This is a genomic window from Dactylosporangium sp. NPDC049742, from assembly GCF_040674675.1.
Classification (GTDB): Bacteria; Actinomycetota; Actinomycetes; order Mycobacteriales; family Micromonosporaceae; genus Dactylosporangium; species Dactylosporangium maewongense.
In genome coordinates, this window is record NZ_JBFANF010000149.1 from 1 (window position 1) to 3,760 (window position 3,760).

The 3,760-nt window shown below is 75.6% G+C and carries 3 protein-coding genes; 1 reads left to right on the forward strand and 2 read right to left on the reverse strand.

Features of this window, described 5'->3' with window-relative positions:
* Positions 1-221: 221 nt before the first annotated feature.
* Positions 222-1,583 (reverse strand): aminotransferase class V-fold PLP-dependent enzyme, encoded by a 1,362-nt coding sequence (locus tag AB0J72_RS58780; protein ID WP_363417975.1) that lies wholly within the window; start codon positions 1,581-1,583, stop codon positions 222-224.
* A gap of 121 nt (positions 1,584-1,704) precedes the next feature.
* Positions 1,705-2,697: an AraC family transcriptional regulator gene (locus AB0J72_RS58785; RefSeq protein ID WP_363417977.1), complete on the reverse strand. Its 993-nt coding sequence runs from the start codon at positions 2,695-2,697 to the stop codon at positions 1,705-1,707.
* Between the two features lie 99 nt (positions 2,698-2,796).
* Between AB0J72_RS58785 and AB0J72_RS58790 the strand changes: the two genes are divergently transcribed.
* On the forward strand, positions 2,797-3,714 hold the full coding sequence (locus AB0J72_RS58790) for an NADP-dependent oxidoreductase (protein ID WP_363417980.1): 918 nt from the start codon (positions 2,797-2,799) through the stop codon (positions 3,712-3,714).
* Positions 3,715-3,760: the final 46 nt, after the last annotated feature.

Sequence of the window (3,760 nt, forward strand, 5' to 3'; positions counted from 1 at the left end):
AACGCGCCGACACCCCGTGCACAGCCGCCCACGACCGCGCTACCCACGGCAAGGTGCTCGATCCGCGTCCCGCAGCGTGATGCGACCGCTGCGCGCGTCCTGACGCAGGGAAGGCCGCGCCCTCCCCCGAACCGCATGATCCAAGGACGGAGCTGGTCGTCGGGGTGACCGTTCCCGTCCTTCGATCATTGCGGCGGCGGCCGCGCGCCGGCGCCGCCTGGTCAGGAGGCGGCGAGGCGGAGGATGACCTCGGCGGCGCGGTCGATGTCCGACTCGTCGGTGGTGTGGTTGCTGACGGAGAAGCGCATGGCGGGCCGGCCCTGCCAGGTGGTGCCGCTGACCCAGCAGGTGCCTTCCTCGCGGACGCGGGTGATGAGGTCGAAGGTCTGCGGGCCGAACGTGAGCAGGACCTGGTTGAGGACGACCTCGTTGAGGACCGCGTCGCCCATGTGGGTGGCGAAGCGGGTGGCGAGCTCGCAGGTGCGGTCGACGAGGGCCTCGACGCCGTCCCGGCCGAGGGCGCGCAGGGCCGCGTACACGGGGAAACCGCGCGCACGGCGGGAGAACTCCGGGTTGTGGTCGAGGGCGTCGCGTTCGTTGCCGCCCGCGTGGACGAGGTAGGCGGCGCGGACGCCCATGGCGGCGCGGTGGGCCTGAGGGTGGGCGCAGAAGACGAGGCCGGAGTCGTACGGGACGTTGAGCCACTTGTGGGCGTCGGTGGTCCAGGAGTCGGCCCGGTCGACGCCCGTCACGAGGTGGCGGTGGCGGGAGCTGGCCGCGGCCCACAGGCCGAAGGCGCCGTCGACGTGGACCCAGGCGCCGGACGCGTGCGCGATGTCGCAGATCGCGCCGATCGGGTCGCACGCGCCGGTGTTGACGTTGCCCAGCTGGGCGCAGACGATGACCGGGCCGTCGAGGTCGTCGAGCGCGGTGCGCAGCGCGTCCGGCTGCATGCGGCCCTGGTCGTCGACGTCCACCGGCGCCAGCGCGGCGGTGCCGATGCCGAGGAACCGCAGCGCGCGGTCGATGGTCGAGTGCCGGTCGGCGCCGGCGACGACCGTGATGCGCGGGGCGCCGTGCAGGCCGCCGGCCTCGACGTCCCAGCCGGCGCGGCGCAGGACCTCGTGGCGGGCGGCGGCGAGCGCGGTCACGTGGCTCATCTGCGCGCCGGTGACGAAGCCGACCGACGTGTGCGCCGGCAGGCCGAACAGGTCGCGGAGCCAGCCGCCGGCGACCTCCTCGACGACCGCGGCGGACGGGCCGGCGGCGTAGAGGCCCGCGTTCTGGTCCCAGGTCGCGGTGAGCCAGTCGGCGGCGAGCGCGGCCGGCGTCGCGCCGCCGATGACGAACCCGAAGAACCGGCCGCTCGGCGACGCGACGATCCCGGCGTCGGCCGCGGCGGCGAGCCGGGCGATCACCTCACGCGCGTCGGTGCCCTTGTCGGGCAGCGGCCCGCCGAGCGCCGCCCGCAGCTCGTCCGGGCCGGCGCCGCTGCCGACCGGGCGGGACGGGAGACCGGTCAGGAAGCGGGTCGCCTGCTCGTACGCCTCGGTGAGCGGGCCGTGCCAGTCGGGTTGCTCCATGCGTCCAATACTGTCCGGCCCGCCCTCCGAGAGCCAGCGAATGCGGAGGATCGAGCCCGCCGTCGCGGACGAGGGCGGGGCGCTGCCGCGGCAGCCCGGCGAGCCCGACGCCGTCGATGTGTCACCCGCGTTCAGTGCGCTCATGCACGATTTCTGCGGTACCGGCCGGGGGCGGCGCCGTGCTGCCGTTTCTGCGGTACCGGCCGGGGGCGGCGCCGTGCTGCCGTTTGAACGCGGCGGCGAAGGCGAACTCCGACGAGTAGCCGACGCGGGCCGCGACGGCGCTCAGCGGCGCGCCGGACTCCTGCAGCAGCCGCGCGGCGGTGGTCATCCGCCACCACGTCAGGTACGTCAGCGGCGGCTGGCCGAGGAGCTGGGTGAACCGGCGGGCGAACGGAGTCCGGGACAGCCCGGCCTCGGCGGCCAGGGTGGCGACGGTCCACGGGCGGCCCGGGTCGCGGTGCATGGCCTGCAGGGCAGCGGCGACGGCCGGGTCGTTGAGCGCCGCCGCCCACCCGGCGGCGGCCGCACGGAGGGGCTGCCGCTCGATCCAGGCCCGCAGGACGTGCAGCAGCAGCGTGTCGAGCAGGGCGGGGACGATCGCGGCGGTGCCGAGGCGGGGGCGCTCCAGCTCACCGGCGAGCAGGTCCACGGTCGCGCGCAGCTCGGGGTGCCGGCCCAGGTGCGCGGGCAGGTGGATGAGCTCCGGCAGGTCCCGCAGCAGCGGGTGGACGCGGGTCCCGTCCAGCTGGTACCCGCCGCACAGCGTGACCGTGGCGGGGCCCTCCAGCCGCATGTCGCCGGCGGTGTCGGCGACATACGGCTGGAGCGCCCTGGGGTCGGCCGGGTCGCCGGCGGTGTCCGGCGGTGTCCGCGGGTCGTCCGCGAGCGTGTGGCCGTGCCCGTGCGGGCGCAGCACCACATCCCCGGGTGCGAGGGCGACCGGCTCGCCCTGCGGCCTGATGAGCCAGCACGATCCCTGCAGGATCACCTGGAAGCCCGCGGACCCCGGCACCGGCGCGAACTCCTGCGCCCACGGCGCGCGCCACGCCACCAGCGCCGACCGCGGCTGCCCGGTCCGCATCACCGTGATCACGTCGCTGAGCACGTCCATCCCGCCGATCGTACCGGCGCGGGACGATCACGCATGAAACAAGGCCTTCCAAGCATGGCTCGTCCCGCGCGCTCGCCATAGGTTCGACCGGTGAGAGCCATGCGAATCCATGTGTACGGCGACGCTTCGGTCATCCGCGCCGAGGACGTGCCCCGCCCGTCCGCCGGTCCGGGTGAGGTCCTGCTGAGGGTCGCCGCGACGTCGTTCAACCCGTCGGACGTGGGCCTGCGCCGCGGGCTGCTGCGGTCCGTCCTGCCGGTCGACCTGCCGCTCACGCTCGGCAGTGAGGTCGCGGGCACCGTCGTCGAGGTGGGCCACGGCGTGCACACCCTCGCCCCCGGCGCCCCGGTGATCGGCCGGGTCGACAGCGGCGGCACGGCAGCGGAGTACGTCACCGCCGCGGCGGACACGCTCGTCGCCGCGCCCGCCACCGTCCCGCTCGCCCACGCGGCCGCCGTCCCCGTCGCCGGCCTGACCGCCTGGCAGGCCGTGTTCGACCACGCGAACGTGACGCCCGGCCAGCGGGTCCTGGTCAACGGCGCGGGCGGCGGCGTCGGCGGGTTCGCGGTCCAGCTCGCCAGGCACGCCGGCGCGCACGTGATCGCCACGGCCGGGCCACGCAGCGCCGCCACCGTCCGCCGCCTCGGCGCCCACCAGGTCATCGACTACACGACCACCGCGCTCGCCGACGCCCTCGACGAACCCGTCGACGCCGTCCTCAACCTCGTCGCCCTCGACCCGCAGCACGCCGCCGCGACGCTCCTGCCCCTCCTGCGCCCCGGCGGCATCGCGGTGTCCGCCACGGTGCCGATCCCCGTCCCCACCGGCTCCTCGCTGACCACCGTGCAGTTCGTCGCCCGCAACGACACCACGCAGCTCGCCGCGCTGGTCGCCCTCATCGACACCGGCGCGGTCCACCTGGACATCACCGCCACCCGCCCGCTCACCGACCTGCCCGCCGTCCACCGCGCCGCCGAGTCCGGCCTGCTCCGCGGCAAGACCGTCCTCGTGCCCTGACGGCCCTGCTCTGGTGGCTCCAGAACCACTGACCATCGGGCGCCAC